Here is a 7,351-nt window from a genome sequence, read left to right on the forward strand (position 1 = left end):
GCTCGGCAGTGCCGAACTGTGGAGAGAAGTCACTTGCCGTCGAGCGAGAGATCCTCGGGCAGCTCGAACTCGCGACGCTGGAGTTCCTCGACGTTGACGTCCTTGAACGTGAGCACGCGCACCGCCTTGACGAAGCGATCTGCGCGGTAGATGTCCCACACCCACACGTCCGCCATCGAGATCTCGAAGTAGAAGTCGTGCTCGGTGTCGCGCCTGACGACGTTCACCTCGTTGGCGAGATAGAACCGGCGCTCGGTCTCGACCACGTACTGGAACTGGCCGACGACGTCGCGGTACTCGCGGAACAATGCGAGTTCGAGTTCGCGGTCGTAGTCGTCGAATGCCTCTTCATCCATGATGAGTCCATCCTATGAGAACAAACGGAGCCGGCGTTCAGAACAGTGTCGGCGCATCCGCTATCGCCCATGAGGCGCGATGGAACGGCGACAGCCCGGTGTCGCGGATGGCCGCGCGATGCTCGGGGCTCGCGTATCCCTTGTTGCGGTCCCACTGGTAGAGCGGGTGGTCGCCGTGCAGCTCTCCCATGTGGGCGTCCCTGGTCACCTTCGCGATGACGGATGCCGCCGAGACCGACGCGCAGTCCCGGTCTCCCTTGATGACCGAGCGCACCTGAAGGGGCGAAGGGTGCACACGGGAGACGTAGTCGTGATTGCCGTCCAGGATCACCAGGGCGCCTTCGAGCAGCGCGCCCTGTGCGACGACGCCGTCGATGGCGCGCGATGCGGCAAGTCCCAGGGCGCGCATGATCCCGACCTCGTCGATCTCGGCTGCGCTCGCCCATCCGACTGCGGATGCCTGCACCCACGCCGCCGCGCGGGCGGCGACGTCCGGCCGGCGCTTCTCGGTCACGAGCTTCGAGTCGCGAAGACCCTCCGGCACGCGTCGGCGCGCGCCCGCGGCATCCATCACCGCGGCGCCCACAGCGACGGGGCCGGCGAGAGCACCGCGACCGACCTCGTCGAGCGAGATGATCAGGTCGTATTCGGCGAGGAGCTTGCGCTCGAGCGTGAGCCGGGGAGCGATGACGGTCATCAGTCCGGATCCGGGACGCCGTTGAACACTTCGTGGTGGCCGTCGATCGTGCCGATGCGTGTCAGGGGCCAGGTGGTCAGGAACGCCTTGCCCACGACATTGTCAAGCGGGACGAAGCCGCCGCTGGGCAGATCCTGGTGCGCGCGAGCATCCTGCGAGCGGTCGCGATTGTCGCCGAGGACCCAGATCGATTCCGCAGGCACCGTGACGTCGAAGGGATCGTTTGATGCCGCCGTGTCACCCTCGGGCAGGTTGAGGTAGGACAGTTCGTCGATCGGGGCGTCGTTGATCGTGATCTGGCCCAGCGAGTTGCAGCACACCACGTGGTCGCCGGGAAGGCCGATGAGGCGCTTGACGAGGTGATCCTCACTGTCGGAGGACGAGAGTCCGATCAGGGTCAGCAGCCCGTCGAACCACTCGATGACCACGGGGCGCGTCGGTGCCTTGGGCTGCACCGGCAGCCATCCGCCCGGATCCTCGAACACGACGACGTCACCGCGCGAGTAGCCGGTCCAGCGCGGGGTGAGCTCGTCGACGAGGATGCGGTCGTTGACCAGCAGGGTCTTCTCCATCGACGCGGAGGGAATATAAAACGAGCGGACGACGAAGCTCTTCACGAGGAACGAGACGAGCGCGGCGATCACGATGATCACAAGGACGTCGCGCAGGAAGACCCAGAATCCGCGCCTCCGCTTCTCGGGGACGTCCGGGGCGGATTCAGTCGTCATCGCATTCCTTCACACAGTGTTCGCACCGCGCAGAGACGGCCCCTTCAAGGTTCGCACACTCCGGATCAAACAAAAGCACCCCGGGACGCTGTGTCCCGGGGTGCTTCGTGGAAAACGCGATCAGTTGTCGCGCTTCTCCTTGATCTTGGCCTTCTTGCCGCGCAGGTTGCGGAGGTAGTAGAGCTTCGCGCGACGCACGTCACCGCGGGTGACGACCTCGATGTGGTCGATCACCGGGGAGTGCACCGGGAAGGTGCGCTCGACGCCCACCTGGAAACTGATCTTGCGGACCGTGAAGGTCTCGCGCACACTGTCACCCTGGCGACCGAGCACGACGCCCTGGAAGACCTGGATACGGGAGCGGGTGCCCTCAGTGATGTTGACGTGCACCTTGACGGTGTCACCGGGGCGGAAGTCGGGAATGTCGGAACGGAGCGAAGCCGCGTCGACGGCGTCCAGGATCTGCATGATCGTCTCTCTCTGCACTCGCCACAGGTCGGATGCATGGAATGGAAGGAATACGTGAAGTGTGTGCCGTACGGCGCATGATGCGAACGCGGACTCCCCTGAGGCAGAGTCGGTCACGGCACAAAGAACTATTCTGCCATGGATCCGGCATCCGTCCAAAACAGCTCAGACGCCGGCGTCGGGCTTCTCCCTGATGATGAACACGTCTGCGTCGGCCGCCGAACGACGAGAAGACTCCGGCTCGGCATCCGGAGGTGTCGTCGCGAGGAATCGGATGCCGGTACCCGCCGTCCGCGCCTCACCCCACAGCTGCCACAGCATCAGCCAGAACAGGGCCAGAGCCACGGCGATCGCAGCGGTCAGCAGCAGCGGGAACCACGCCTGCGGGAAGAACCCGACTGCGATCGTGAGTACATGCCAGACGCCGAAGCCGAGCACGTCCCACCAGGATGCCATCCGCGTCTCGCGTGCGGAGGGTCGCGCGCGCTGGAGCAGCGTCAGCACCAACTGCCCGACGAACACCGAGGGGATCGCGATGAACAGCACCCAGAGGAACGCCCAGCCACCGGCTCCCGTGATGCCCCACCCGATCAGGAGCCACAGCGGCAGCACGACAGCGGCAGGGAACATCCAGCGATAGAACGCTCGTCGCAACCACATGCTCCGATCGTAGGCGTCGCCGCTCGGCGGAGGTCGCGTGTTCGCTGTGAGCGGGCGCCCGCCCCGATCAGGGAGAATGGATACGACGAGAGGAACACCATGATCGAACTGCGCACCCCGGCCGAGATCGAAGAGATGCGAGCCGCGGGACGTTTCGTCGCCGAGACCCTGGCGACGCTGCGCGACGAGACGAAGATCGGCACGAACCTGCTCACGATCGACCGCAAGGCGCACGACCTGATCCGCAAGAGCGGCGCGGAGTCCTGCTACATCGACTATGCGCCCTCGTTCGGCAACGGCCCGTTCGGCAAGGTCATCTGCACGTCGATCAACGACGCGGTGCTCCACGGACTCCCCCACGACTACACGCTCCGCGACGGCGACCTCGTCTCGCTGGACTTCGCGGTCGCCGTCGACGGCTGGGTCGCGGACTCCGCCGTCTCCTTCGTCGTCGGCACGCCTCGCGACGAGGACCTCCGACTGATCGAGACGACCGAGCGCGCCCTGGATGCCGCGATCGCCGCAGCGACCGTCGGCAACCGCATCGGCGACATCTCCGCTGCCGTCGCCCAGATCGCGCACGGCGAGGGCTACTCGATCAACACTGACTTCGGCGGCCACGGCGTCGGCCGCACCATGCACGGCGACCCGCACGTCGCCAACGACGGTCGCCCCGGTCGCGGATTCCCGCTGCGCGCAGGCCTCGTACTGGCGCTCGAGCCGTGGTTCCTCGCCACGACCGACGAGCTGCGCACCGACGAGGACGGCTGGACGCTGCGCAGTGCAGACGGTTCGCGCGGTGCGCACTCCGAGCACACCGTCGCGATCACCGAAGACGGCCCGATCGTGCTGACGGATCGCAGCTTCCTCGGGGTCAAGTAGCCCACCCCCGAGAATTGCTTTGCGCGCCGAGACGGCCGCTGGCAAGGCAATTCTCGAGCGGCAGAGCAATTCTCGCGTCAGGAGGCGCGCTCCCACGTCGCGGGCGGGCCGTCGACGACGCGGAAACTCGGGTGCGGGTCGGGCGACGTGACGTCCTGCCAGCGCGTCAGCACCTCGGGGCTTCGAGCGGCGAGCTTGGAACGCAGGTGGCGCCACTCGACCGCGAGCTGGCCGTCTGTAACGTCGATCTGCGCCGCGATCGCGTCGGGCCTGCGGATGCGGCTGCGGTCGAAGCGGTAGCCGCGGGCGTCGGCTTCGACCGCGATGCCCTCGAGGTAGACGCCGATCGATGCGACCGGGTCGATCTGCGCCTGGAAGCGCTCGAGCTGCGGATGCCGCGTGTACCCGCGCGTCTCGCCGCACAACACCTTCTGGGCGAGCAGGGTCTCCCGCCAGCAGGCGACGAGCGCCTGCCTGTCCAGATAGCGCGGATGAACCGACCAGATCCTCACCGGAGCGAGCCGCCCGCGCGGTAGACGAAGACCTCGGTGATCATCGGGAGTGTGAACTCCGCTCGCCCGGCGGTCGCCGGGTCGGCGTCGAGGATGCTGTTCAGTTGCGCGACCATCGCGGCCCGAGTCGCCTCATCAGCGGCAAGGAAGCTGCTCACGGTGAGCCAGCGACGGATGTAGTCTTCGCGCGTGATCTGCTCCGTCCAGCCGATCTCGCTGCGGTGACCGAACGTGAAACCGGGCAGCTCATCGGCGGCGGATGCCGTCGTCGAGTCAGCCCCGGCGCTCACGGCGGGATGCGCGACGCGGTGGCACGCACGGTCCCACGTGCATATCGGATCGGAGTGGTTCCACAGCAGCCCCAGCGCGCCACCGGGCACCAGCACACGCCGGATCTCGGCGCACGCGGCATCCCGGTCGAACCAGTGGAACGCCTGCGCGACGGTGACGGCATCCACCGCATCATCCGGCAACCGGATCTCCTCGGCACCGCCGGCCAGCGCCTCGACGGAAGGCAGCTTCGCGCGCAGCACATCGAGCATCGCGACAGACGGCTCCACCGCGACCACGCGATCCGCGCGCGAGACCAGCAGCTCGGTGAACTTGCCCGTGCCCGCACCGAGGTCGAGCACGGCATCCAGCCGCTGCGGGACGATGTCAGCGGCCGCGGCATCCGGGAATCCGGGGCGATACCGGTCATACTCCTCGCCGATGCCCTCGAACGTCTTCGCCAGCTGCTGATCCACCATGCCTCGACGCTACCGCGCCCCGAGAATTGCTTTGCGCACCGAGACGGCTGCTGCCAGCGCAATTCTCGCGCCGCAAAGCAATTCTCGCGGAAGGACGATGCGCAGCTCGCTATGCGAGCTCGATGAGCTCCTGGTACTCCTGGTTCCAGATGTCCTCGACACCGTCGGGCAGGATCAGCACACGCTCCGGGTTGAGCGAAGCGACGGCACCGGGGTCGTGCGAGACGAGCACCACGGCGCCCTCGTAGTGCGCGAGAGCGTCAAGGATCTCGAGGCGCGAGGCCGGGTCGAGGTTGTTGGTCGGCTCGTCGAGCAGCAGCAGGTTCGCGGACGACACCACGAGCGTCGCCAGCGACAGACGCGTCTTCTCTCCACCGGAGAGTACGCCGGCGGGCTTGAGGACGTCATCGCCGGTGAACAGGAACGATCCGAGCACACGGCGCGCTTCGGTCTCGGTGATGTGCGGGGCTGCGGAGACCATGTTCTGCAGCACCGAGCGATCGACGTCGAGGTTCTCGTGCTCCTGCGCGTAGTAACCGACCTTCAGGCCGTGCCCGGGCTCGAGCTGCCCGGTGTCGGGCTCGTCGACGCCGGCGAGCATGCGCAGCAGCGTGGTCTTTCCCGCACCGTTCAGCCCCAGCACGACGACCTTCGAACCGCGGTCGATCGCCAGGTCGACGTCGGTGAAGATCTCCAGCGACCCGTACGACTTCGACAGGCCGGATGCCATCAGCGGGGTCTTGCCGCAGGGCGCGGGCTTCGGGAACCGGAGCTTGGCGACCCGGTCGACCTCGCGCACGTCGTCGAGGCCGGCGAGCAGCTTCTCGGCACGGGCGACCATCTGGTGAGCGGCGGCCGCCTTGGACGCCTTCGCCCCGAATCGGGCGGCCTGCAGCTGCAGCGTCGTCGCCTTCTTCTCGGCGTTCGCCCGTTCCTTCTTGCGGCGCTCCTCATCGGCGGCGCGCTGGCGCAGGTAGTTCTTCCAGTTCATGTTGTACGCGTCGATGCTCTGGCGGTTGGCATCGAGGTAGAACACCCGGTTGACGGTCTCGCCGACGAGCTCGATGTCGTGGCTGATGACGATGAGACCGCCCTTGTAGTTCTTGAGGAACTCGCGCAGCCACACGACGCTGTCCGCGTCGAGGTGGTTCGTCGGCTCGTCGAGGATCATCGTCTCGGCATCCGAGAACAGGATGCGCGCGAGCTCGATGCGGCGACGCTGACCGCCCGAGAGCGTCCTCAGCGGCTGGTCGAGGATGCGATCGGGCAGCGAGAGGTTGTTGGCGATGGATGCCGCCTCCGCCTCGGCCGCATAGCCGCCGAGCCCCTCGAAGCGCTCCATGAGATTCGCGAACTTCTTCATGGCCTTGTCGGCGACCTTCGGGTCGTCGGATGCCATGTCCTCGGACGCCTTCGTCATCCCGAGCTGGATCGACCCGAGTCCCCGGGCGTCCAGGATGCGCGTGCGCGCGAGCATCTCCGGGTCGCCGGTGCGCGGGTCCTGCGGGAGGTAGCCCAGCTCGCCGGACTTGGTGACCTTGCCGTCGGAGGGCAGCAGGTCGCCGGCGAGCACCTTGGTCAGCGTGGTCTTGCCGGCGCCGTTGCGGCCGACCAGACCGATCTTGTCTCCGGCGGAGACGCGGAACGACACGCCCTCCATGAGGAGGCGGGCGCCCACGCGAATCTCGAGGTCGTGCACGGCAAGCACAGCGGAAGTCCGTTTCGTCAGGGGGGGGGTTGCGGCCGAACGGCCAGCCCCCCAGTATAGGTCGCGCACCGATGAGCCTTCCCCAGGAAGACCCCTCTGAGGTATGACGCGGTCGATACCTCAGAGTGATGTGCCGGCATCCGCCTGCTCCGTAGGTTCTCCTCGTGGACATCATCAACGAGCTCATCCTGCAGGCCGCAGCCTCCCCCTGGCTGTACCTCGTCATGTTCGCGACTGCCGTGATCGACGGCTTCTTCCCGCCGATCCCCAGCGAGACGGTCCTGGTGGCGGCGGCAGCGGTGACGGCATCCACCGGCGAGACGAACCTGTGGCTGCTGTGCGCGGTGGCCGCGATCGGCGCGATGATCGGCGACAACATCGCCTACGCGATCGGCCGCGCGGCCGGCACGTCACGTTTCGCGTGGATGCGGCGTCCACGCGTCGCCGCGGCCTTCGCGCGCGCCCAGAACACGCTCACACGCAGCGGCGCGCCGCTCATCCTCGGCGCCAGGTACATCCCGGTCGGCCGGGTCGCTGTGAACATGTCCGCCGGGGCGCTCGGCTACCCATGGCGGCGATTCCTGCCGCTGA

General features: G+C 67.2%; 10 protein-coding genes. 2 read left to right on the top strand and 8 right to left on the bottom strand.

What is annotated here, in order from left to right:
- Positions 1 to 29 precede the first annotated feature (29 nt).
- The 5 genes from MAE01_RS15290 to MAE01_RS15310 form a co-directional block, all read right to left on the bottom strand.
- Positions 30 to 356, bottom strand: coding sequence for a DUF2469 family protein (locus tag MAE01_RS15290; protein ID WP_147040869.1), 327 nt, complete (start codon positions 354 to 356; stop codon positions 30 to 32).
- 37 nt (positions 357 to 393) lie between these two features.
- Positions 394 to 1,053, bottom strand: a complete 660-nt coding sequence (gene rnhB, locus MAE01_RS15295; protein WP_147040870.1) for a ribonuclease HII — start codon at positions 1,051 to 1,053, stop codon at positions 394 to 396.
- Complete coding sequence (gene lepB / locus MAE01_RS15300; RefSeq protein ID WP_147040872.1) at positions 1,053 to 1,781, bottom strand: signal peptidase I; 729 nt, start codon at positions 1,779 to 1,781, stop codon at positions 1,053 to 1,055. The genes rnhB and lepB overlap by 1 nt, the downstream gene beginning before the upstream one ends.
- A 120-nt stretch (positions 1,782 to 1,901) precedes the next feature.
- Positions 1,902 to 2,249: a 50S ribosomal protein L19 gene (gene rplS / locus MAE01_RS15305; protein ID WP_147040874.1), complete on the bottom strand. Its 348-nt coding sequence runs from the start codon at positions 2,247 to 2,249 to the stop codon at positions 1,902 to 1,904.
- A gap of 165 nt (positions 2,250 to 2,414) precedes the next feature.
- A complete protein-coding gene (locus MAE01_RS15310) occupies positions 2,415 to 2,909 on the bottom strand; it encodes an MFS transporter permease (protein WP_147040876.1) in 495 nt (164 codons plus the stop codon).
- Between the two features lie 99 nt (positions 2,910 to 3,008).
- Between MAE01_RS15310 and map the strand changes: the two genes are divergently transcribed.
- On the top strand, positions 3,009 to 3,791 hold the full coding sequence (gene map, locus MAE01_RS15315) for a type I methionyl aminopeptidase (protein ID WP_147040878.1): 783 nt from the start codon (positions 3,009 to 3,011) through the stop codon (positions 3,789 to 3,791).
- A 77-nt stretch (positions 3,792 to 3,868) separates the two neighbouring features.
- Here map and MAE01_RS15320 read toward each other — a convergent pair whose 3' ends face one another.
- The 3 genes from MAE01_RS15320 to MAE01_RS15330 all read right to left on the bottom strand — a co-directional run bounded on the left by MAE01_RS15320 (position 3,869) and on the right by MAE01_RS15330 (position 6,760).
- The gene (locus MAE01_RS15320) at positions 3,869 to 4,303 is read right to left on the bottom strand and encodes a pyrimidine dimer DNA glycosylase/endonuclease V (RefSeq protein ID WP_147040880.1); all 435 of its coding nucleotides are present in this window, start codon (positions 4,301 to 4,303) and stop codon (positions 3,869 to 3,871) included.
- Positions 4,300 to 5,052, bottom strand: a complete 753-nt coding sequence (locus MAE01_RS15325) for a class I SAM-dependent methyltransferase (RefSeq protein ID WP_147040882.1) — start codon at positions 5,050 to 5,052, stop codon at positions 4,300 to 4,302. The genes MAE01_RS15320 and MAE01_RS15325 overlap by 4 nt, the downstream gene beginning before the upstream one ends.
- A gap of 109 nt (positions 5,053 to 5,161) precedes the next feature.
- Positions 5,162 to 6,760, bottom strand: a complete 1,599-nt coding sequence (locus tag MAE01_RS15330; RefSeq protein WP_147040884.1) for an ABC-F family ATP-binding cassette domain-containing protein — start codon at positions 6,758 to 6,760, stop codon at positions 5,162 to 5,164.
- A 164-nt stretch (positions 6,761 to 6,924) separates the two neighbouring features.
- Here MAE01_RS15330 and MAE01_RS15335 point away from each other — a divergent pair.
- Positions 6,925 to 7,351 (top strand): DedA family protein (locus MAE01_RS15335; protein ID WP_147040886.1); only part of this gene is annotated, 427 nt, incomplete at its 3' end.

Origin of the sequence: Microbacterium aerolatum, from assembly GCF_007988825.1 — a bacterium.
Taxonomy (GTDB): domain Bacteria; phylum Actinomycetota; class Actinomycetes; order Actinomycetales; family Microbacteriaceae; genus Microbacterium; species Microbacterium aerolatum.